This is a genomic window from Paenibacillus aceris (assembly GCF_017874035.1).
GTDB lineage: Bacteria > Bacillota > Bacilli > Paenibacillales > NBRC-103111 > Paenibacillus_E > Paenibacillus_E aceris.
In genome coordinates this window covers 18,506-41,084 of record NZ_JAGGKV010000030.1, presented here as the reverse complement: position 1 = coordinate 41,084, position 22,579 = coordinate 18,506, and the positions used below count along the sequence as shown (strand labels likewise).

Genomic DNA, 22,579 nt, shown 5'->3' with positions numbered 1-22,579 from the left:
TTTCCCACCACGAATCCTTACCTGTACAACCAAAAAGCCGCAACAGCAAATGAGCTGTTACAGCTTCACTTTCCCACCTGGCTAGCTGACGGTTTTGGGACGTTCCATGCGCGTAATCCCCGGCCAGCGGAACGTAGCCCACTCTGGTTGCCGCTTTTCTACGCGGGCAACGACGACCGTCATATCATCTTGAATTTCGCCATGATGGTGGCGGAAAATCCGTTCCAATAAACAATCCGCGAACTCTTGCGGTAAAGTGGTATCAATTTCATGGATCATGCGCTTCATCCACATCTCTTTGTTCACCGCATGACCGGGCGCATCATAGATACCATCCGTCATCATGACGAGGATATCTCCCGATTGTAGAGGAATTGAAACCAGATCGACATCAATTTCGCTCAAAATCCCTACGGGCAAGTTATTCGCCGAGATCGATATGACCTCATTTCCACGTTTAATGAAGCTCGGCGTTGATCCGATTTTCATGAACGTTGTATTTGCATTATACATATCTATCAATGCCATATCTACCGTCGCGTACATCTCGTCGGAGGAACGGAGCATAAGTACGGAGTTCAGCGATTTAATCGCGAGCTTCTCATCCATGCCCGACTGCAGCAGCTGCTGCAGGATGCTAAGCGCAGTCTGGCTCTCTGCCCGCGCCCGCTCGCCATTACCCATGCCGTCGCTAAGCGCCACGGCATATTTACCATTGCCCAGCTCCACTGTTGAGAAGCTGTCGCCCGAGAAGAGGTCGCCCCCTTTGGCTGCACCGGCGACCCCGGTCTCAACCTCGTATTCTTTGGCCGAGCCGAAGACGACTGTGCTGTAGCCTTCGCCGCGCTCATGCATCTCCTCGCGCATCACGGCGACATTCTCGCCGATGATTTCGCTGAGTAGCGGAGCAATGATTTTCCGGCATTCATCGAAGCCCTTCGTGTATTGATGAATGATTTCAATCTCAATATTTCCTTCATCCAAGGAAATAATATCGATCGTATGAATAGATAAGCCCAGCTCCTCCAGCGCATTACGGATTTGCTCTTCCTGAAGGAACAACTCCTGCCCTTCCCGCTTAATTTCCTTCGCCAGGTCCTCCATCACCTGTGAGACGCCAGACAATTGATCCGCTACGAGATGCCGGCTGTCCATAATCTGTTTTTTCCAGTGTAAATCATTTTTGTATAAACTGTATTGTTGTTTCATCACATCTAGCACCTGCTCAGGCTTATTACATACTTTCTTCCACTCTGGCGGTATTTGCTTCTTCGTCATACTCTCCTTTGTCTCGATACTAGTCATCATGTCGGTCATATACGTATACGTCTGGTAAAACTTCTGATCCCAGCACTGGCTCTTTTTCCAGCAGGAATCGCAAGCTTTCTGCGCAACCGCATTCATGAAATGTCCAACTTCCTCCTCCTTTCGATTTACAGCATCATCTGTCGTTAACTGCTTAAAGCTGCGAGACAGCTGGCGAAACACTTCCGAGAACTGTTCCACACGGCTGGCCGTTACATCGCGGACCCGCTTTGCGTAGTCCTGCTGTGATTTGAGATTCTCCTGCGTGCCCGGGACATATTTGGCAAGTGTGAGAATCAGGCTCCGAGGCGTGAGAAGGAACAACGTAACGGCGGCAAGCGATTCCCACGCGGAATTGATGACATCGGCGCTCGTTCCTAGATAGAACGATAAAATCGAGGACCCCAACAGCATGCCGAAAGCGACAGCAAGACGATTCCCCTCCTTTAGGAGTCCAGCTAACATGCCTGAGAAAGCCAGCAAGCTCATCTGGTAAATGGCGTTGCTATTCGCAAGGCTCAAAATTAGCCCTGTAATAACACCAACCGAGGCCCCGAAAGGTGCTCCGCCTACAAGGGCAAATAATAGAATCAAATACCGGGAGAGTACATGCTCCACCGTGACAGGCCCCATTACCCAACTCACCGTCCCCGTCATAACGGAAGCCAATAAGATAATTAAACATATGATTTCCTCGTGTTTCAAATGATAGTTTTTACGGGTGAGTGTGAATACAGGAATTGCTTGTATGAAAATTAACGTCAGCACCAGACTGAGCAGTGCCTCTACAGAAATCATCATAAGCGAATACCAACTTAAGTTTGAAATTACCAGTTCTGCAAACAGCTGAACCAAGAACGTCGAACTGAATACGAGCAGCGGGGCCAATGAAAGATCCGAGCGTTCAAACTTCTCAAACGCTTTTTGGATCAGCAGGAACACGATAATCTCCGTCACAAGATAACCCGTATTCGCATGTAAAGAGAATAAGCTTCCGGCAAATGCCGCAACACCTACATAGTGTAAGATATCTCTCCTCGTAAAATAGATAACTGCAATAAACGCTAAAGCAAACGGGGATAGCTGTTCCAGAATCATCGCACGTCCAAGAAGGAAAGCCATTACAATGAGGAGAAAAGTCCACTTCTTAGCCACAAAGGCTTGAACAAATCGATTTTCCACTGCAGCATTGCGTGCACCTGTTTTCGCTTTTTGCCACAACCCTGACCATCCGCCACCAATCACCGCACCTAGGCTTCTTCTTTGCATGCTTGAACACCATCCATTCTTCCCTTATTTGTTTCTCTAGTATAGAGACAATCTAGCAGAAAGTTTGTCAGAATGAGTTGATAGGTTCAAAGAAATTTCCGACAAGCCGCGCCGGCCGTGTCATCGGCCCTCAGCCCTTGTCTCGTCTCGCTTTACCGCCATGGAAGCGTATCCAAAAGTCTGATTGCCCCGAACTTTCGCCGTGCAGATGGGGGAGATACCCGTAACTCCATGTCGATTGTAAAAGTCCGTACGATGAATTGTAATGTTTTGGTAATGTTTATTTCACTAGTCTCTCATTCAGCCTCCTATTCCTCACTCAGGCAAATATAAGGGAACTTGAGTATGCTATATAAGCACATTCTACCGATTTGACTTGCAAAGGAGAACAACAAGACCTTATTTACCAAATCCCCTCGCATTTCTGCCCAAGACAGCTAAATAGCAAACCATAGTTCCCGCTCATGAGTGGCAGGAGTAATCTCCGGGTAAATAGCGGACTGTAATTCCCTTCCCACAACCCCTTGCCACAGCTTGCCGAACCCTTACTCCTCCGCCACACAAGGATAAATGACTTCGTCGTCCTTTTAGGACAAGCGCGTTAGTCAAGGTAGACGCGAAGCTAAAGTATAAAACCTATACTTTCTTATCTACCAACATAAAAAACCACATCCGCTTAAGCGAATGTGGTTCATTATTTGCATCTATTAGTCTCTTCTTCCGCCTCGGCCACCGCGTTTGGACTCGGTGTTCTTCTTGAGAGACGAAATCCGCTCTTCACTATCTTTAAGGAAACGAGATACTTTATCTTCGAACGAGAACGGTCTAGCTCCGCCTTGCTGCTTGTTAAAGCCGCCGCGACCGCCACCGCCGCCACCACGATTGAAGCCGCCACCGCCTGGACGACCACCACCTGGACCACCGCTTGGAGGACCACTGCGTTCCCCACCACTGCTTGGACGACCACCTTGGAAGCCACCTGGACGATCTCCGCTTGGGCGACCTTGATAGCTGCTGCCACCTGTACGTTCAGGACGAGCTGGTCTTTCCTCAACTGGCTTGTCAACCGTTTGCTTGATCGACAGTCCGATCTTGCCATCCTTGTCCACGTTAATCACTTTGACCAATACTTTGTCTTCCAGCTTTAAATGGTCATTAACGTCCTTCACATAATTGTCCGCGATCTCCGAAATGTGAACAAGACCGGTAACTCCTTCAGCAAGCTCGACGAATGCTCCAAAGTGAGTAATCCCCGTCACTCTACCCTCTAACTTGGTGCCAACTTCAATTGCCATAAAGTAAAATGTTCCTCCCTTAAAATGTTGAAAACACTGGCTACGCCGATTATAACCGATGCAGAAACCACGGTCAACACGGCATTCGCCGCTTATTTATTCCTTTTATTGCCTCGAGACACTTAGAGGCGTCTCTCCCGTTTTGCTATAGTGAAAATCCCGGCGAATAATTTGATCCAAGTATTCGTCATTATGAAGCCTAGCGACTTCCTTCTGCGTCTGCTCTTTGACCTTCTTCGCTTGGGCGAGTTGCTGCTCCATATTCGCGACGGCATTTCTCTTATCATGAAGCTTAGCGAACTGTCCCCAAATGTTAACAGCAGCCCAACTCATAAAACATAGGACAAAGATCAAGAGAAAACGCAGTCTTCGCTTTGAGCCTACACTACTGCTGCGCTTATTAGGTGCGGTTGCTTGAGCCTGCATCAATAGGAATTCCTCCTACTTTGAGAATAACCTGCGATAGATTGTTATGATCTTACCCGTTAACTTCTTCAACCAAACGGGGATCACGAAATATTTATGCACAGGCCGAGTCATCCACAGGAGTAATCTCCAAAAAGGATAAAGCAATTGTAGCACAATTCTGTAAAGGAATATAGCTACAGCTAGCAAAAAGCCCAAAATTATCACAGTTAGACGATATAAGCCAATGATCGGTTTAATGATAAGAATTTCGACGGTTTTTGCAAAAAACTTGTAAATCACGATGACAATTCGTATTAGAAGCAGCGTCAGATGAATGACCACATTGCTGAGGAGAGCGAAATAAAAGCAAATACCGATCCCCATCCCAAGAAAAATAAACACACGAACTTGTCCTTCATTGCTGTAAATAAGCAGACGGAACACCAGGATTGTCGCCACAATCCAAAACACCGTATCAACGAGCGGAATCGTCCATCGCGGCAGTTTGAGCTTGCCGGAAAGCACACGAAATACATCAAACATCGCACTTATGGCGACCCCGCTCAAAAACATCATGAAAATCGTATGAAACTGAACGTTCAGGGTCACTTGAATAATTTACCAAGAAACCCCTTGGATTTCTCCTGGGTATTTCCATCCACATAAGCTAATTCTTGAATGAGTCCTTCAATGGCGACCAACCCTTGCTCCAAGCTTAGATTCTTAATGTGCAAATTCTGCCCTTTAATCATCAGGTAGCCCATTTCCGTTTCAAGGAGGAACTCTTCACTGTCAAAGCTTTCAACGTTCAAAACTCCGGAGATCTCCAAGAGCTTGCGATTCAGCATTTTGATTTCTTGCCGCTTGTTCGTGTTTTTCACGGGTTCCATCATGGCCTGTACCCCTCCTTCATCTATCATTACGATATGGGAGGATGTCCTCATTTAGAACCACAAAAAAAGCCCGAGATCCCTCATCCGGGAATCCTGGGCTAATCTTTATTATGCAGTGCTACTCGGACTGATAAGCTTCTTCCTTGATCAGGGTATACATCTTCGCAGCGTCTTCCTTGCGGGTCGACTCCGAAAGGAGTTCCACGCGAATCGTCACCTTTTTCTGACCAAATTGAATCGCTAGTTCGTCGCCGACTTTCACCTGCGTACTCGCCTTGGCATCTCTGCCGTTTATCCAGACACGTCCTTGATCGGACACATCCTTCGCTACGGTGCGGCGCTTAATCAGACGAGAGACTTTGAGAAACTTGTCGATTCGCATTATTTTACAGCGTCTTTAAGCTTGTTACCCGCTTTGAAAGCTGGAACGTTGGATTCCGCGATCACGATTGGGTTGCCCGTTTGTGGGTTACGGCCTGTACGACCGGAACGTTTACGAGTTTCGAAAGTTCCGAAACCGATTAATTGAACTTTATCTCCGGATGAAAGAGCGTCTGTAACTTCACCAAGGAATCCGTTAAGTACAACTTCTACGTCTTTCTTAGTTAGTCCGCTTTTTTCTGCGATGTTGTTGATCAAATCCGTTTTGTTCATGTGATTTGTTACCTCCCAAAAATAGTTGAAAATCATGTCTTCTATGTACCAAAGCCGCAAAGCTGAGAGACTTTGAACAACGTTCAAATATCCCTAAATTATATTTCCATATTCAACCTTACACCTTACACCAAACTTAGTATTCTTCTTTTTTCGCCAAAATCCTTCTATTACTAACGAAGTTTTGTAACTTTTTTTGCTTCCTGCCAGTAATTTTCCATCTCTGATAACTCAGTTTGTTCAAAAGAAAGCCCTCTTAAACGTAGCTGATCTTCAATATATGAAAATCTTTGAATAAATTTGCGATTTGTGTGCCCAATAGCTTCTTCCGGGTCAATTTTCAGGAATCTAGCAACATTTACGATAGAAAAAAGCACATCGCCCAGCTCCTCAAGCCGGTCTTGAGCCGCTTCTTCCGATGGATTGCCGATAGCCTCACGCAGTTCTGCCAGCTCTTCTTCCAGCTTCTGAATCACCTCTCCAAGCTCTGACCAATCAAAACCAACAGTAGCCGCCTTCTTCTGCAGTTTCAAAGCCTTCAAGAGACCCGGCAGCTCCCGTGGTATGCCTTCCAGGACAGATTGCTTCGTCACGTCGATGCCCTTCTTCCGCTTCTCCTCGGCCTTCATGGCATTCCAGTTTACAAGCGCCTCATCCGCATCCTCCGCCTTATTTTCCCCAAATACGTGCGGGTGACGGCGAATCAGTTTCTCGTTCAGCGTAGCAATCACATCATAAACGGTGAAGGTACCAATCTCCTCTTCCATCTGTGCATGAAGCATGACTTGCAAAAGCAAATCCCCCAGCTCCTCGCACATGTGCTCAGGATCATCTTCATCAATCGTTTCCAGAACCTCATAGGCTTCCTCAATGAGATTTTTGCGCAGGCTGGCATGTGTCTGCTCGCGATCCCAAGGGCAGCCTTCCGGGCTGCGCAGAATTTGCACGATCTCATGCAGTCGGCCAAAAGTGCGATAATAAACTTCGTCCTTGTCGCTCTTAGGAACCCACACAAGCGACAAATTCCCGTAGCCTTTCACATGATCCAGCTCATGCAGCGGCACTTCAATGATCTGTTCCGCACCCGCTACGCCTAAAGAGTGGCCCACGACCACGCGGTATTCGTCCGGGTAGGTATCCATGAGCGAGATTTTGAGATCAGATGCCGTATAGGTATCGTACACTTGCCCAATGATCGTATGCATCTGAGGATTTAGCGCGTAGCGACTAAGACTGGTAGCGTCGAGCAGCTGAAAACCATTGATCGGATCAAAGCCGAATCTTAAGAATGCCTGATCCAGGAAGCTTTCTCCCCCCATCACTTGGAGTGAAATCCCTTCTTCCGGACACCGCCGCTTTAAGAGCTGCACCGTGTACTCCGCCACCATCGGGTGCCCCGGCACCGCATAGATCACTTCGGCGGACGTACTTTTGGCGGATTGGACAAGCGCCTCCGCGATAGATTCATACACCCCTTCAAAGCTTTCATGGGCAATGTAATTGGCATCGAAGGTTTGGTAGGGGATTTGGTTGCTATCCAGCATCCGAACCATCGGATGGTCCTCTGTGCGCAAATATAGAGCAGCTTGCGACTTTGCCGCGCCTTGGAGCTTTTTCCAAACACCGAGTGTGAGCTGGTCTTCGTCTCCCGTTCCGAGTCCGACCACGGTAATTTGAGCTTGGGTTGACATGGGTGGCACCTCCTGAAATGTGTTGTTATGTTGAAAAAATACCTTCACGCTATGTTGTGTTTTGTGCACGCATTTCTTCATTTTACCAGTAAACGAGCTATCTATATTGTACTATGTACAACCATTTTAAACGTTTCTCCATCAAATTCAGCCATTTTGCTCAAATCGTTGCACAAAATACAGCATAGAAGCACCTAGCTAACTATTGGCGACAAAATCATTGTATGCTGTGCAACACAAACAGAGTTTGTGCTGCAGGCTCATCAAAAGAAGGTCTGCAAGCCAAACAAACTGCAGCCCTACTTGCCGGCCGAACGTCCCGCCGGCCAGATCCGAGCGAGGACCGGCGCCAGCTTCCGGTCCAGCTCCGGCATCAGCCGCAGCTCCTCGCGACTGATGCTGCCGCTGCGCAGCAGCACAAGCCCGTAGACGGCCGCGCCGCCGGCTACCCCAACCAAAGCGATTGCGCTGGCGCTCAATCGCTCAGGTACGTGCCATGCCGCCACAGCAGGCATGGCCAGCAGCTGCAGCGCTGCGAGGCAGACGCCCATCGCTACCACGCCCAGCGTGGGTGCGATGATGTACGGCCGCAGCGCGAAGCGCGCCCCGGTGCAGCGGCGCAGCTGCACCAGATTCAGCCCCGCCGCAGCGGCGTAGGCGATCACCGCGCTGAGCGCGGCGCCGTCGATGCCCCAGCGGGGCATGAGCACGACGTTGCCGAGTGCTTTCAGCACGATGGCAACGAACAGGGCCTGCGCCGGCGTATGGATCGCGCCGGCGCCCTGCAGCACGCTGGCGGAGACAGCGTTCAGCGTGCTGAATAAGGCAGTGAAGGCAAGCACCGCCATCGTCAGGCTCGCCTCGTCGTTTCGATACAGCATGACATTGATTGGCATCGCAGCAAAGGCAAGTCCGAACGAGGCTCCTAGACCAATGAGCCAGGAAAGCCGAACCGACATCTCCGCCCGAAAGCGCATCACCTCGGTCAGACCTCTTGCTTTCGCATCCGCCATCGCGGGAACAAGCACAGCTGACATCGAGGAGGCGATCATGACCACAAGTTGAACGAGTGGCAGGCCGCGGTTATATAAACCAAACTGCCGCATAGCTTCAAGCTCGCTGCCTTGAGACGCTTCAAGCAGCCGCGGCATCGTAAACGTGTCGACCAATGTCAGCAGAGGCACAACAACCGCACCTAAGCAGACAGGAATCGCGTAAGCGGCTATCCGCCCTATCCACTGACGGGAAGAGAGAACCTTACCCTCTGTCTTCACCTGCCCTTTAGGCACGCCCGAATACCCCTGAAGCCGTACCGCTTTTCGCCAATATACATACATAACAAGCAGCCCTGCCGCAGCACCAGTAACGGAACCAAAGGTCGCTCCCGCCGCAATCCATTCCTCATCATAAGCAAGAGCCGCCAAATAAAGCAGCAGCGCAACCATAGTTATGACTCGAATCAACTGCTCAATCACTTGAGAAACTGCGGTTGGCACCATATTTTGATACCCCTGAAAATATCCGCGCAGAACGGCTAATGTCGGAGCTAAAAGAAGCGCAAACGATACGCTTCGAATCGCCTTTTCCGTTTGTCGAATTCCAATCCAGCCTGCAATATCACCTGCTCCAAGGTAGAGCAGCAAAAACAAGACAATACCCGTTCCGAGCAGCACCGCTCCTGAAATACGGGCGATTCGTTTGGCCTCCTGATGATCGCCATGAATGACGCTCTCCGCCACAAACTTGGATACGGCGACAGGAAAGCCAGCTGTGGCCGCAAACAAAATCAAAATATAAAGCGGATAAACCGCATTATAGATGCCAAAGACGGCATCCCCCGCTACATTTTGCAGAGGAATCTTTTGCAGTGTGCCCAATAGTTTAGAGAGTACGGCGGCGGCTCCCAGTACAGCAGCCCCCTTCAACAGCTTGACGTTACCCTGTTTTCCGACATTCTGCTGGAGCTCCTCTTGATGCACTTGCTGCTCCTTGCCGGTTTCCCCCATCCTAGTTCTCCTCTGCCTGATGTGATACATATACACGTATTATAACGAAATAGGCCATTACAGACAAAAAAAGCTTCACTTACAGATGAACATCACCTCAGTAAGGAAGCCTTTGTGTCTTATTAGTTTGTCTATTGTTCCATCTGCTTCGCCAGAAATCCGGCCGCTGTTTCTACCATCTTCACTTCCATGTTCCCCATTTTAACACTGTCGTCCTTCGAGATTAAAATAACAGATCCAATTGGATCTCCCCCCGCTACAATCGGAGCCGCCACGAAGGAAGAAAACGTTTCATTCGCATCCTTTATAATCTCATATTGACCTGTGTTGCTCTCCATAATCGGTTTGCGGTTTTCCATACAGGATTCGATGACGGACCCAACCGACTTCTCCAAGAAATCCTTTTTGGATCCGCCAGCCATAGCAATAATCGTGTCTCGGTCTGAAATCATGGCAACATGATTGGTGCTCTCAAATAATGACTCTGCGTATTCTTTGGCAAAATCACCAAGCTCACCAATAGGCGAATATTTCTTCAGAATCACTTCACCATCGCGATCCACAAAAATTTCCAAAGGGTCACCTTCGCGAATTCGCAGTGTGCGTCGTATTTCCTTGGGAATCACTACTCTCCCTAAATCATCTATCCGACGGACAATTCCAGTTGCTTTCATACCTCTAGATGCCTCACTTTCCGCTCAAGAATTAGATACGACAGGAGCATGAAATCTTGTATGCTAGATCGGGATTTGGTGGGAACTTGAATTCTATCCATAGTATTCTTCACTTCCCAATCTTCTATGCAGTCGCTTCTGCTAAGGAATTTTTCTTTATGTAGCTTTGCACCCTGCTGCGATTATGTTGTCCAAAAATAACAAATAAAAACAGGATGTCCATAATCGGACATCCTGGTAAGTTCTTACTTTGCCGCCGGGCTGGCTGCTGGGCTAGCTGCAGGACTTGCAGCAGGGCTTGCCGCAGGACTTGCTGCTGGAGCCGGGCTTGCTTCCGGTTTAGGCAAGTTATTCGTTTCGATCAAGTTCGGGTATTCTTTCTCTGCAAACTCGGAAAGGGATTTCTCCGCAAGCTGAGATTTAATTTGTGTTTTGAGTGTATCATCAAGCTGTTTCGTGCTTCTGGATTCCACTTTCATAACGTGGTAACCAAAAGAGGACTCAACTGGATCAGAAATTTTGTTCAAAGGAAGAGTGCTTGCCGCTTCTTTAAATTCAGGCACCCATTGGTTGATGTCTGCATCTTTATACGTACCGCCAGCATCTTTAGAACCTGGATCGTCGGAGTACTCTTTCGCCAGGGCCGCGAAATCTCCGCCTTTATCCAACTTGCCTTTTACTTCTTTCGCTCTTGCCAAAGCTTCATCCTTCGTGCGCAGATCTTTCTGAGTTGCTGCATCTTTCAGGGAAATCAAAATGTGGCTAACCGTTGCAATATCAAACGCATGCGCGGCTGCTTGCTCGTTGTAGGAATCCTGAACTGCTTTGTCGGTAATTTTGCTTTCCATGCTGCCCATCGTGTAGAAGCTCATTTTCATCAAAGATTCGATATCCTTCAACTCGATACCGTTGTCTTTCAACTGCTTGTCCATTCCGCCTTCTTGCTTGCCGAAGTAATCTGTAATAGCCTTCATTTGCTCCGTAACTTGCTTGTCCGCATCCGCCTTCACTTTATCATCGGCTTTCGCGGATAACACGCGGAAAGTAACCATTTGCTTCAACATATCTTGTTGAAAAGCAGGGTCCGTCATGAACTGCGCCAACTGCGGCGAGAACATTTTGTTCACGTTGATGAAGGAGTCGAACTCGGCGCGAGTGATTTTGCCGCCCTCTTTGTAAGTGGCGATCACGTCAGCTGGATTACCTGTTGCTGTCGCTGCTGCAGATGGGGAAGGTGAAGCTGTTGCTGCACCCTCCTTTTTGCTTCCACAAGCACTTAGTACAGAAAATGCAAGAAGCAATGCTACCATGCTTAATATCCATTTTTTCGAGAAAAGTCGTTTGCTAGTATGATTTGGCAACATCCTTTAATTCCCCTTTCGTTTTCAGAACATCCTTATATTGTACCAAAAATTTCTCCACCAACTCGATGGAAGCTTCTGGCTTCATACCTTTGGAGCGAATAACAATATGCAACTGTGGGTCTGCGTTGAGTTTGATCCGATTATCAAAGCCCTTGGACAAATTAAGCAGCTTCTGTCCATCCAGCCTGCCATTTTGGTCAATATGCACCTTGATTAGGTAATCATCCCCTTTTTGGCTGATCGATTCAATCCGGTACTCCGCGCCGTACGCTTTCAAGCGAGCCACTGACAGCAAGTTGAAAACGGCCTGAGGCAGATCCCCGAAGCGATCCACGAGCTCATCATGCAGGTCTGCAGCTTCCTCCAACGTGCGAATGGCGGCCACTTTTTTGTAAATTTCGATTTTTTGCATGCTGTCGTAGATGTAGTCGGATGGCAGATAGGCATCCAATTGTATATCGATGGAAGTGTTCCATTCCGGTTCCGGCACGGCCGCTTCCCCATCTATTTCTAGTTTCAGCTTTGCAATTTCCTCGGCTAACATTTGCGAGTAAAGGTCGAATCCCACGGAAGCAATGAAACCATGCTGTTCTGCACCCAGCAAGTTCCCTGCACCGCGAATCGACAAATCCCTCATCGCAATTTTAAAGCCTGAGCCAAGTTCTGTAAACTCTTTAATCGCTTGAAGTCGTTTTTCCGCTACTTCTGTGAGCACTTTATCCCGTTGATAGGTGAAGTACGCATACGCTACGCGATTCGATCTTCCTACGCGCCCCCGCAGCTGATAGAGCTGGGAAAGCCCCATTTTATCGGCATCGTGAACAATAAGCGTGTTTACATTCGGAATATCGACACCTGTCTCGATAATGCTCGTACTGACAAGCACGTCATATTCCCCGTCGAGGAAATCGAGAATTGTCTTCTCCAGCTCCTGCTCACCCATCTGACCATGTGCGACAGTAACGCGGGCATCGGGTATCATCATAGAGATTTGATCGGCGATCTGTGTAATTCCCTGAACCCGATTGTAAAGATAGTACACTTGGCCTTCACGCGCTAACTCCCGTTCAATCGCTTCTCTAACCAGTGTCGGGCCATATTCCACCACGTAGGTCTGGACAGGGAAACGATTTTCTGGCGGTGTCTCAATAACGGACAGATCCCGAACTCCGAGCATGGACATGTGCAAAGTTCTTGGAATCGGCGTCGCCGTCAGCGTCAGCACATCGACATTCGTTTTGAGCCGCTTCAGCTTCTCTTTGTGGGAAACGCCAAACCGCTGCTCCTCATCGACAATCAGCAGACCGAGATCCTTGAACTGCACATCTTGCGACAGCAGCCGGTGCGTGCCGATGACGACGTCAACCGTCCCTTTTTTGACACCTTTCATGACTTCTGTCTGCTCTTTTTTCGAGCGGAAACGACTGAGCACTCTCACATTAAATGGATAGCCTGAGAAACGCTCACGGAAGGTCTCATAGTGCTGCTGCGCCAAAATCGTCGTCGGCACCAAAACAGCGACCTGCTTCCCGTCAATAGCCGCCTTAAAGGCCGCCCGAACGGCAACTTCGGTCTTCCCGTAACCAACGTCGCCGCAGAGCAAGCGATCCATCGGACGGGACTTCTCCATGTCGTTCTTAATTTCTTCAATCGCACGAAGCTGATCCCGCGTTTCATCGTAGGGGAACATGGCTTCGAACTCATTTTGATAGGAGCTGTCCTTGCTAAATCCGTAACCGGTCGTAGCCTGTCGTTCAGCGTAGAGCTTGATCAGTTCATCGGCAATATCCTTAACAGATGCCCTTGCCTTGCTCTTCACTCTAGCCCAATCGGCTCCGCCAAGCTTATACACTTTCGGTTCTTTCTCTTCCGAACCTACATATTTCTGAATCAGATCAATCTGGTCAATCGGCACTGACAGCTTATCGCCGCCGGCGTACATGATATGCAGATAATCTTTATGGATTCCGCCCACTTCGAGCGTACCTATACCGACGTATTTCCCGATCCCATGGTTCACATGAACAACGTAATCGCCAATTTTAAGCTCTTGGTAGCTCTTGATGCGCTCGGCATTCTCCAGCTTCTTCTCAACCTTGCGGGCTTTCCGCTGCTTCTGTGTGAAAATCTCGCCTTCCGTAATGACGACCAAATGAATCGAAGGCAGTTCAAAGCCTGTTTGCAGATTGCCATCAACAATTTCAGGCACATCGATCTGGTAGTCGTTCAGGACACGCCTCACCCGTTCGGCACGCTCTTCGCCGTTCGCGAGAAGAATGACGTTGGCGCCATTCTTTTTCCAGCGCTCCATCTCTGCTTTCAGCAGGTTCATTTGCCCGTGGAAGTTTTGCATCACACGACTGACGAAGTTTACGATATTTTGCGGTTGAATGCCCACGACCTGACGCAGGAACAACGACAAATACAACGTCGGAAAAGGTCTGCGGTGCAGCAGCGTTTCGTAAGATTTGGACAGCACAAAAGCCGGCAAGCTCTTCCCCTCTGTCAGCGCATGCATCATCCACTCCGCCTCGTCGCGTTCGAGCTGCTTCGCTGTCTCCAGCAAGCGCGCCGGTTCGTCGATAATCAGCACAGCATCCTTAGGCATGTAGTCTATGAGGGTCTGTCTTTCCGTATATAGAAGCGAAATATATTTATAAATGCCTGGAAACGTCTGCCCTTCACGGAGCAGTTCAATGTCATGTCCAATCCCTTCGAGCAATTTGTCTTTGGCTGTTCGATCGGTCATTTTCTCCAGCTGAGCCTGAAGAAGCTCATACGCATGCTGAGCAGCAGATTGTAATCGCTTTCTATCTGCTTGAATCTCACGGCAGGGAGGAATCGTAATCGACTGTAATTTATCTATTGACCGCTGGTCACTCACATCGAAAGTACGAATAGAGTCAACATCCACATCAAAAAGCTCAATCCGAATGGCATTCTCCGACGTCAGTGGAAACAAATCCAAAATGCCGCCGCGGACACTCATCTCCCCTTTGGTTTCAACCCGCTCCACGCGTTCATAACCCAAATTGGATAAGGTGCTGAGAAGTTCATCAAGTTTAACGGTATCCCCTACCTTAACGGTAATCCGGGATTCCTCGAAAACTTGCTTGATAGGAAGCAATCTACGCACACCAGCGAATGGCGCGATCACAATCCCGCGGTAGCCGCCTGCCAGCTTAGTGAGCACATCAATGCGCTGCGCCAGCATCTCCGGACTGGAAGCTGCTTCTTCCGCCGTCAGGAGCTCTTGGGACGGGTAGAGCAGTACATCATCGGCAGAAAGGCACTCTAGCAAATCCTCCGCTATTTTTTGAGCGGCAAACATATTATGAGTAACAATGAATAGCGGGCGCGTTAGCTCTCGCGCAAGAGTTGCGATCATCACTTGCTTGGAGGAGCCGGTAAGTCCGGCAACGAGCTGCTCTTTCATCTCGGACCTGATGCCTGACACGATCGTTTGAAAGTCGGTATCCGCAGAAAAAGCCTGAATTAAAGCTTGCAAACAAGTACACTCCTCTCACAAAAAGAAGCCTTGGCACACTTGCCTCGGCTATTAACTCTTCATCTTCATCATTTTACTTCAGCGGAATCATGTTACTGCAGTGGGCTTGCCAGCAAGGACAGCTCTGGATTTGCTTCCAGCGCCTCGCGACAGTAGTCGCAAACGACCCTAACCGTAACATCTCCGTTCGTGTTATACGATATTATATCTCTACGCTCATCGGGGGTCAAGAAATGGAAACCCAATTGCTGTTCCGTGATCGCATGTTGATTAATTTCCCCAACAAAGGTATGACAATGCCTGCAAATGTACTTAATCATATATGTATGCCTCCTTCGACGATTCGATTACATCCTAGTATGACCATTCTCCGGAGAAATTAGCCGAATGTACCATTGTCATTTTCGAATAAGGGCTATGCATACAATGAGTTTGAAGCAGGCTGTCCGACTTATTTATTAAACTTGCCCATTGTTTTCTCGAATGGCTCATCCAGACAAGACAACATCGCTTCGCAGGTCAGATCCAGCACCTCATCAAGCGACTTCATCTCTTCCTTGGAAAAGTTCGATAGGACATAATCGGCAATGTTATAGCCAGGTGCTGGACGATTCACACCCACACGAATGCGGTTAAAGCTCTGTGTCCCGGCATGCTGAATGATAGACTTAATCCCATTGTGGCCTCCAGCACTCCCTTGATAGCGAAGCCTGATCTGGCCGAAAGGCGTATCCATATCATCATAAATAATGACGACATCCTCCACCTTAGCTTTATAAAAGTCCAAGATCGCTCTCATCGATTCGCCCGAAAGGTTCATATACGTCATCGGCTTCAGCAAAAACACCTTCGTGCCATTCACGTTTCCCTCTCCGAGGAGTCCTTTTCCCTTGCTTTGAAAAGAGTTTATCCCCCACTTGGCGGCAAAACGATCAATTGCCATGAACCCGACATTGTGCCGATTCATCTCATATTGTTTTCCCGGGTTACCCAGTCCGATAAAACATTTCATTTTCTTCCATTTCCTCCTAGCCGTTTACTAAAAAATCCTTGGCGTAACCTGCATCTAAAGGTTATTGTTTACCTATATGTTACGAAAGTGAACCAACAAATTCATAGCTGCGGGTGAATCATTGAATATGTATCTAAACGGTCAACAACTTACAAGCGATCATCATTTTCAAGATCATATAGATGCCGGTATTCCCGTCCAAGTATACTATCAAAACCAGCATAAGGATATAGGCTACATTGAATTTTACTACCCGCATTTTATCAAAATCAATAATACATTTTATAACAGAAAAACGCATGTTATTGTTTCACGGCCCGGGTACTGACTGCATTCCAAAGAAAATAAGGTTAAGCTTCACTTACCCCAAAACCTAAATAAAGGATACCCTATGCACATCGCGGAGGGTACCCTTCTTTTAAGCTTATACCGGTTGTTCTTCTTTCGCTTCCACGCCAGCCTCGCTTGGCTTATCCTCTTTGCCCTGAGCAACAACATCCTCCGGAGCCTCTTTCTGAGGCGCCAGGATGGTGAGCACAAGCTCGTTCGGATCGGACTTCACTTCTATCGTACCGGGCACCGTGAGTTCACTGACCAGCATGTTCTCTCCGATTCCGACATTTGAAATATCTACCGTGATGGAAGCCGGTATCTGATTCGGCAAGCAGCGGATTTCCAGTTCATGCAATTGAATCTGCAAAATGCCGCCCTCCTTCGCCCCTATGGCATCCCCGGTGAACTCCAGAGTGACCACCGTTTTGACCGGCTCATCCATATTGATTTGATGAAAGTCAACATGGAGCAGCTCGCGGTTAATCGGGTTGCGCTGAATCTCATTGATCATGACAGGCTGCTTTCCGCTGCCGTCCGGCATCTCCAACTCAATAACGGCATGCGGGCTTTTGCGGAGCAGAGCCACTAATTCCTTCTGGTCGACGGTAATAACCGTTGCGGCCACTTTCTTGCCGTACACGACTGCAGGCACCTTACCGTTCACACGCAGTTGTTTAATATCAAATTTCGTTGTGTCCTTGCGGGCTTCCGCTTTCAATGACAATGCCATAAGAAAAAGAACCTCCTAAGAATTTTGCTCAGCACACTTACTTTCGTAAACGACGCCAAGTGGGTAACAGCTAGTTCATAGCGTACCCAACCTTAAGAAGTTCCATCCAAATTTCCCCTAGCGAGGGAGATTTAACTTTTTTCCTAGTCTTTTTTCGCTTTACTGTCTTTCTTCGCTTTCATCCGCGCTTTAATTTTATCCGCATAACCCGGCTTATTCGTTTGTCTTTCCCGTGCGATAGCCAAATCTCCGTCATTGACAGCATGCGTAATGGTTGAACCTGCGACGACATAAGCGCCATTGCCGATTTTCACAGGAGCAATCAAATTCACATTACTACCTACAAAAGCGTCATCCCCGATTTCAGTTAAACTTTTATTGAAACCGTCATAGTTCACTGTAATCGCGCCACATCCAATGTTAACGTTCGTACCAACAACCGCATCTCCGACATAGCTTAAGTGAGACACTTTCGTTCCATCGCCCAGCGTCGCATTCTTAATCTCGACAAAGTCGCCAACCTTCACTTGCTTGCCAATTTTCGCTCCGGGTCTCAAAAACGCAAACGGACCCACACTTGCTTCATTATCCACATAAGCGCCTTGAAGAACAGATTGCTTAATCGTAACATCATCCTTCACAACGGAATCTATAATTTCCGTTTGCGGCCCAATTGTACACTGCTCGCCAATCACCGTTTTCCCGCGCAAAATCGTACCCGGGAGCAGCACTGTATCGGCTCCGATCTCAACGCCTTTTTCAATATAGGTATTGGCAGGATCAATAATCGTAACCCCATTGAGCATATGCTCACGGTTAATACGCGCTTTAAATAACACTTCAGCTTCAGCTAAAGCAACACGATCGTTGACGCCGATAGACTCCGCGGCATCTTTCATGCAGTAGCCTTGCACAGTTTCTCCCGCGCTTGTCAGGATACCTATGACATCCGTCAGGTAATATTCATTTTGGGCATTATTGTTTGTCACGGAACCAAGCGCCTTGAATAGCTTCCGGTTATCGAAAATATAAGTGCCTGTATTGATCTCCTGAACAGCCGCCTCCTCGCTGTTGCAGTCCTTTTGTTCCACAATTCGCGCAACTCTGCCATCTTCACCACGAATAATACGGCCATAGCCCTGCGGCTCATCGAGCTTCGCTGTCAGAATCGTCGCCGATGCACCAGAACGCTGATGCAGTTCAAGCGTGCTCTTCAGCGTAGCTTCCGAGATCAGGGGCGTATCTCCGCAAATGACAACTGTCATGCCGTCTTCGTCGCCAAGCATATCTTTGGCTTGCAGAACCGCATGACCGGTTCCGCATTGCTTCTCCTGCAAAGCATACTCAACCTGGTCTCCCAGATAACTCTTTACCGCTTCCGCCCCAAATCCAACAATAACCAAAGTCCTTGTTACGTCTATTTGCTGAAGCGTGTCCACAACGTGCCCCACCATCGGTTTACCCGCAACCGGATGAAGCACCTTGTACAGCTTCGATTTCATACGCTTACCTTGTCCTGCCGCTAACACAATCGCCATGAGCTTCAATGACTATCCAACCCCTTTAATTATAAATAGCTGTATGCCTTATACCTCAAATAATCGAATTAACAGTCCATTACCAAATATAGCACCAATGCCACCCAAATGAAAAGAGAGCCCCTAAGGGGCCCCCTCAATAATTATTCGTTATGCGCCTTCCTCAATAACCTCTTCTTCTACTGCTGCACGGTCGTATTCAGCCAATACGGCAGCTTGAATTTTCTCGCGTGTAGTGGAAGAAATTGGATGAGCGATATCTCGAAACTCTCCATCTGGCGTTCGTTTGCTTGGCATCGCCACGAACATACCGTTATTCCCGTCGATAACACGTATGTCGTGTACAACGAACTCATTATCGATAGTAATGGAAGCAATTGCCTTCATTCTCCCCTCGGAGTTGACCCGGCGGAGCCTTACATCTGTAATTTGCACTTGTGTTCACCACCTTTTTCCATCTCTGAGACTTGGGTGTAATATTCCACATCGTCGTGCAAATTCCTTCTTATTTTTTTGAAATTTTCGATAATTTTATACAATCTTAATGTTACTGTTAAATTTCGACAGGAATCACAGCAATTAACTCTATTTCGACAAAAACATCGCGAGGTAATCTAGCTACTTCGACAGTCGATCTGGCCGGCTTGTGGTCACCAAAGTATGTGGCATAAATCTCATTCAGCTCTGCAAATTGATTCATGTCCTTCAGGAAAACGGTCGCTTTCACAACTTGGTCAAATGATGAACCCGCTGCTTCCAGCACACCTTTCAAATTGGCGAACACTTGGTGCGCTTGCTCCTTAATTCCGCCTTGTACGATTTGCCCTTCCAAACCGAGCGGAATTTGCCCCGAAGTAAACAACAGATTACCGAGTTTAACCGCTTGCGAGTAAGGTCCGATAGCAGCAGGCGCTGCCGTTGTTGAAATGAATTCCATCGTTTTACGCGTCTCCTTTTTTACTATCAAAATAATTACCTGGCTCTACCGTAATTTGCTTAGTCTTGGAATCAACGCCATACAGTCTGGCGAGAGATACGTAATGATCCACTAAATGCTCTTCAACTTCAACGGATTCCATGAAGACGCCCACTCCTTGGACAGTGGCTTTGAATTCCGCCAGCAAATCCATCATGCCATGAATCGTACCGCCTACATGCATGAAATCGTCGATGATGAGCACTTTTGATTCCTCTTTCAAAGCGCGTCTAGCGAGCGACATGGTCTGAATACGCTTATTGGAACCAGAAACATAGTTAATGCTCACCGCTGACCCTTCAGTAACACGACTGTCCCTGCGAACAATGACAACCGGCAGATTCATATAAGTAGCCGTCGCGTACGCGAGCGGAATGCCTTTCGTTTCTACAGTCATAATCACATCAATATCACGACCTGCAAAAGCAGATGCAAACGTTTTGCCAATTTCATTCAAATACTGGGGCTGCCCCATGATATCAGACATATATAAGTAACCGCCGGGCAAAATCCGTTCAGGCTGCTGCAGCTGCAAACAGAGCTGACTAATAAACTTCAAAGATGCTTCCTTCGGCACCTTCGGTGAAAATTTCACACCGCCGGCTGCACCCGCAAGCGTTTGCAGCTCGCCGAGCCCTTCTTCCTCGAAAACTTCCTTAATAATCGCCAAATCCTCACTAATGGAGGACTTCGCTGAGTTGTAACGCTCGGCAAAAGTCGTTAAAGGAATTAACGAATGGGGGCGAAACAACAAGTATTGCGTCATTTCTACCAGCCTAGCGCTCCTTTTCAACTTTTTCATCGCACTACCCCCCAAAAATCCGAATAATATAAAGAAAATATACCACTTTTATACGTATTTATTCAAGCTTCACATGAAAATTAACTTCACACATACCTGACACAATGTTAACACACGAAAAAAATGTACGAGAAGTACAAAACTCCCGACAAAAAAAGGGCCGCCTAGGCAGTGCGCCTGACGGCTTAGCTATGTCGCATGATCACGCAACCTTTATCAGTTTAAAGCGCTATCTTTTCCTTACCCGCTAAAAAAGGCCCTATCTGGGGCCCTGCACGTATGTTCTTAGGCTAGGTCAGCATCCGCACCGCATAAACATCCTTACAAAAACCCCGAAGCCCATTATAGATCCGCGGCACCTTCGCTTCCTTGGAGACAAGACCGAATACCGTTGGCCCGCTCCCGGACATCAACACGCCGTCTGCACCCAGACGCTGCATACATTCCTTCAATTGCCGGACCTCCGGATAAAGATCCAGCGTCACTTCTTCCAGCACGTTGCCGAGGTTCCCGCAGAGCTGATCAAACTGTTTCTCCCGAATAGCCTTCAGCACGTTCTTTGTGGACGGGTGATTCTTAATCTCGCGGGCATTCAACTTCCCATAAATCTCCGATGTCGATACATTAATGGGAGGCTTGGCCAATACGACCCAACATTGCGGCGGCGAGACGATCGGCTCCAGCTTTTCTCCGCGTCCTGTGGCTAAGGCCGTCCCACCCGATACACAGAAGGGCACATCCGATCCAAGCTCAGCGCCAAGCTCCTGCAGCTCCTTCATAGGGATGTTTAAATCCCAAAGCCGATTCAAACCCCTAAGCGTTGCTGCCGCGTCACTACTGCCCCCTGCAAGCCCTGCAGCCACGGGTATCTTTTTATCCAAATGAATGTAGACGCCTTGTTTGACATCATAGCGATCCTTGATAAGCCGCGCCGCCTGAAAGGCTAAGTTCTTCTCATCTAACGGAATGTAGCCTGCCTGGCTGGAAATAATGATTGTGTCCCGTGAAAGCTCCTGCATCTCGATCCGGTCGGCCAGATCGACCATCGTCATAACCATCTCTACTTCATGATAACCATCTGGTCTTTTATGTAAAACATCTAAGGATAAATTAATTTTAGCCGGTGCTTTTTCAAAAATTTTCAACAGGATCACCTTCTTTTGCTCGTTTGCCGTTAAAATATTATAACAAAAGCGCAAAAAAAAAGCTAAAGCATTCGCTTTAGCTGTAGTAGGGGCGTTGATTTATCTGAGCTGCTTGCTGAGACGCCGAAGCCATGGGATTCCAACCTGTATGCGCAGACCCATTCGACATAGACGAAGGATGCACATTCTGGGTGTTGGAAGGCATATGAGCAGGTGTAGCAGAAACGGTTTGCTGCCCATAATACTGTGGCGTTTGTACAACCTGTTGGTTATACGTTGACGCTTGTGTGTAGCTAGGCTGCGTGTAGTTGGGCTGGCCATAAGCTGTTTGGGCAGACGGCGCAGAAGTCGAGTATTGTTTTGCCAGCTGCTCCTCTGCAATTTGAATAGCCCGTTTCACCATATTCCCCGCATCTTTCGTACGGATCCCTTCCCAGCCTTCTCGCTGAACGACGTCATAGAATCCTAGATCTTTGGCCAACTCGTTTTTGAAACTTTCGGACATAACACCTCTTCTGCGACTCATAAAAAACCTCCTTGTTCCTGCGCTTAGCATGTGCTTTGACTAAGTAAAGCTGGCAGCATAAGCATAAAGTAAGGTTAGTATGCCCAGTCGCACCAGGACCATTCAAATGCAAAAACAGACCCTCAGGTCTGCTCATATAGAAACTTATTAAGCTTAATGTTGGATATAGGTGATACGAACCTGGCCATCATCATTGCACACCGTAACTTCAACAGATTCGGTAAGGATGTCGGCGTAGCTGTAAGACACTCGTTTAAAGGCGTGTGATTCTTGGTCAAGCTTCACGATAAACACAGAAGGGTAGGTTTCTTCTAAAACACCGGAACGCTCGACAGTCTTTCGACGGCCACCATTCGCTCTCAACATGATCTTCTGCCCGACGTGGGGCTCCAAACTGCGTTTGATTTCCAATAGCGCATTTTTTGCCATTGTCAACTACCACCTCTTTCC

General features: G+C 48.0%; 21 protein-coding genes and 1 pseudogene. All 22 read right to left on the bottom strand.

Annotation, left to right across the window (positions count from 1 at the left end):
* Positions 1-81: 81 nt before the first annotated feature.
* The 22 genes and pseudogenes from spoIIE to veg all read right to left on the bottom strand — a co-directional run bounded on the left by spoIIE (position 82) and on the right by veg (position 22,558).
* Positions 82-2,574, bottom strand: coding sequence for a stage II sporulation protein E (gene spoIIE, locus J2Z65_RS31535; RefSeq protein ID WP_167059163.1), 2,493 nt, complete (start codon positions 2,572-2,574; stop codon positions 82-84).
* 707 nt (positions 2,575-3,281) lie between these two features.
* Entirely contained in the window at positions 3,282-3,869 is a 588-nt protein-coding gene (locus J2Z65_RS31530; RefSeq protein ID WP_167059160.1) for a S1 domain-containing RNA-binding protein, read from the bottom strand.
* 105 nt (positions 3,870-3,974) lie between these two features.
* Positions 3,975-4,295, bottom strand: coding sequence for an FtsB family cell division protein (locus J2Z65_RS31525; RefSeq protein ID WP_167059157.1), 321 nt, complete (start codon positions 4,293-4,295; stop codon positions 3,975-3,977).
* A gap of 15 nt (positions 4,296-4,310) precedes the next feature.
* Positions 4,311-4,886, bottom strand: a complete 576-nt coding sequence (yabQ, locus tag J2Z65_RS31520; RefSeq protein WP_167059154.1) for a spore cortex biosynthesis protein YabQ — start codon at positions 4,884-4,886, stop codon at positions 4,311-4,313.
* Positions 4,883-5,170: a sporulation protein YabP gene (gene yabP, locus J2Z65_RS31515; protein ID WP_167059151.1), complete on the bottom strand. Its 288-nt coding sequence runs from the start codon at positions 5,168-5,170 to the stop codon at positions 4,883-4,885. The genes yabQ and yabP overlap by 4 nt, the downstream gene beginning before the upstream one ends.
* A 118-nt stretch (positions 5,171-5,288) precedes the next feature.
* Complete coding sequence (locus J2Z65_RS31510; protein WP_167059148.1) at positions 5,289-5,552, bottom strand: RNA-binding S4 domain-containing protein; 264 nt, start codon at positions 5,550-5,552, stop codon at positions 5,289-5,291.
* Complete coding sequence (locus tag J2Z65_RS31505) at positions 5,552-5,824, bottom strand: HU family DNA-binding protein (RefSeq protein WP_029197991.1); 273 nt, start codon at positions 5,822-5,824, stop codon at positions 5,552-5,554. Before J2Z65_RS31505 ends, J2Z65_RS31510 begins: the two co-directional genes overlap by 1 nt.
* A 173-nt stretch (positions 5,825-5,997) precedes the next feature.
* Positions 5,998-7,515 (bottom strand): bifunctional methyltransferase/pyrophosphohydrolase YabN, encoded by a 1,518-nt coding sequence (gene yabN / locus J2Z65_RS31500; protein WP_167059145.1) that lies wholly within the window; start codon positions 7,513-7,515, stop codon positions 5,998-6,000.
* A 299-nt stretch (positions 7,516-7,814) separates the two neighbouring features.
* Positions 7,815-9,551 carry a putative polysaccharide biosynthesis protein gene (locus tag J2Z65_RS31495; protein WP_240159734.1) on the bottom strand — a complete coding sequence of 579 codons (1,737 nt, stop codon included), beginning with the start codon at positions 9,549-9,551 and terminating at the stop codon, positions 7,815-7,817.
* Positions 9,552-9,652: 101 nt separating this feature from the next.
* Positions 9,653-10,195: a stage V sporulation protein T gene (gene spoVT / locus J2Z65_RS31490; RefSeq protein WP_167059142.1), complete on the bottom strand. Its 543-nt coding sequence runs from the start codon at positions 10,193-10,195 to the stop codon at positions 9,653-9,655.
* Positions 10,196-10,440: 245 nt separating this feature from the next.
* Complete coding sequence (locus tag J2Z65_RS31485) at positions 10,441-11,559, bottom strand: peptidylprolyl isomerase (protein WP_167059140.1); 1,119 nt, start codon at positions 11,557-11,559, stop codon at positions 10,441-10,443.
* A complete protein-coding gene (gene mfd, locus J2Z65_RS31480) occupies positions 11,540-15,067 on the bottom strand; it encodes a transcription-repair coupling factor (protein ID WP_167059137.1) in 3,528 nt (1,175 codons plus the stop codon). The genes J2Z65_RS31485 and mfd overlap by 20 nt, the downstream gene beginning before the upstream one ends.
* Positions 15,068-15,159: 92 nt before the next feature.
* The gene (gene fin, locus J2Z65_RS31475) at positions 15,160-15,387 is read right to left on the bottom strand and encodes an anti-sigma-F factor Fin (RefSeq protein WP_167059133.1); all 228 of its coding nucleotides are present in this window, start codon (positions 15,385-15,387) and stop codon (positions 15,160-15,162) included.
* A 131-nt stretch (positions 15,388-15,518) separates the two neighbouring features.
* Complete coding sequence (pth, locus tag J2Z65_RS31470) at positions 15,519-16,079, bottom strand: aminoacyl-tRNA hydrolase (RefSeq protein ID WP_167059130.1); 561 nt, start codon at positions 16,077-16,079, stop codon at positions 15,519-15,521.
* A 424-nt stretch (positions 16,080-16,503) separates the two neighbouring features.
* Positions 16,504-17,142 carry a 50S ribosomal protein L25 gene (locus J2Z65_RS31465; RefSeq protein ID WP_167059127.1) on the bottom strand — a complete coding sequence of 213 codons (639 nt, stop codon included), beginning with the start codon at positions 17,140-17,142 and terminating at the stop codon, positions 16,504-16,506.
* A gap of 143 nt (positions 17,143-17,285) precedes the next feature.
* On the bottom strand, positions 17,286-18,689 hold the full coding sequence (gene glmU / locus J2Z65_RS31460; protein WP_167059124.1) for a bifunctional UDP-N-acetylglucosamine diphosphorylase/glucosamine-1-phosphate N-acetyltransferase GlmU: 1,404 nt from the start codon (positions 18,687-18,689) through the stop codon (positions 17,286-17,288).
* A gap of 141 nt (positions 18,690-18,830) precedes the next feature.
* Positions 18,831-19,115 carry a septation regulator SpoVG gene (gene spoVG / locus J2Z65_RS31455; protein ID WP_028557369.1) on the bottom strand — a complete coding sequence of 95 codons (285 nt, stop codon included), beginning with the start codon at positions 19,113-19,115 and terminating at the stop codon, positions 18,831-18,833.
* A 118-nt stretch (positions 19,116-19,233) separates the two neighbouring features.
* The gene (locus J2Z65_RS31450; RefSeq protein ID WP_167059121.1) at positions 19,234-19,617 is read right to left on the bottom strand and encodes a RidA family protein; all 384 of its coding nucleotides are present in this window, start codon (positions 19,615-19,617) and stop codon (positions 19,234-19,236) included.
* A gap of 4 nt (positions 19,618-19,621) precedes the next feature.
* Entirely contained in the window at positions 19,622-20,458 is an 837-nt protein-coding gene (gene purR, locus J2Z65_RS31445) for a pur operon repressor (RefSeq protein ID WP_167059117.1), read from the bottom strand.
* A gap of 290 nt (positions 20,459-20,748) precedes the next feature.
* Positions 20,749-21,603 carry a 4-(cytidine 5'-diphospho)-2-C-methyl-D-erythritol kinase gene (ispE, locus tag J2Z65_RS31440; RefSeq protein WP_167059112.1) on the bottom strand — a complete coding sequence of 285 codons (855 nt, stop codon included), beginning with the start codon at positions 21,601-21,603 and terminating at the stop codon, positions 20,749-20,751.
* 355 nt (positions 21,604-21,958) lie between these two features.
* Positions 21,959-22,129: pseudogene (locus tag J2Z65_RS31435) on the bottom strand (small, acid-soluble spore protein, alpha/beta type); the annotation flags it as partial.
* Positions 22,130-22,282: 153 nt separating this feature from the next.
* Entirely contained in the window at positions 22,283-22,558 is a 276-nt protein-coding gene (veg, locus tag J2Z65_RS31430; RefSeq protein WP_028557365.1) for a biofilm formation stimulator Veg, read from the bottom strand.
* Positions 22,559-22,579 lie beyond the last annotated feature (21 nt).